Source organism: Psychrobacter sp. CAL346-MNA-CIBAN-0220 (assembly GCF_040309805.1).
Lineage (GTDB): Bacteria > Pseudomonadota > Gammaproteobacteria > Pseudomonadales > Moraxellaceae > Psychrobacter.
In genome coordinates this window covers 1-264 of sequence record NZ_JBEOPF010000375.1, presented here as the reverse complement: position 1 = coordinate 264, position 264 = coordinate 1, and the positions used below count along the sequence as shown (strand labels likewise).

Below are 264 nucleotides of genomic sequence, written 5' to 3'. Positions count from 1 at the left end.
GTACTTTTTACTGCCTCTAAAACATCTCGTTCTTTCATGCTTTTATTTATATCTTCAATCAGCCAACTAACCCATTGCTGCGCAACACTAGGAGATACATGCTCTACCGACACGGTAACCATACCGCTTTCTTTATCAGTACTTGCACTTATTATTTTGCTAAAAACCTTAAAGGCTTCTTGCATAGATGGCTCTGGCTTAAAAGGCGCTTCAACTTCACGTAGCCATTTATTATTTTGAGCATCGTACATTTCGCTATCATAT

At 38.3% G+C, this 264-nt stretch carries 1 protein-coding gene; it reads right to left on the bottom strand.

The genetic code is table 11. The features are described 5' to 3' along the window. The coding region (locus AAEY88_RS14025) for a hypothetical protein (RefSeq protein ID WP_350563361.1) at window positions 1–251 on the bottom strand (251 nt) is incomplete at its 3' end. Window positions 252–264: the final 13 nt, after the last annotated feature.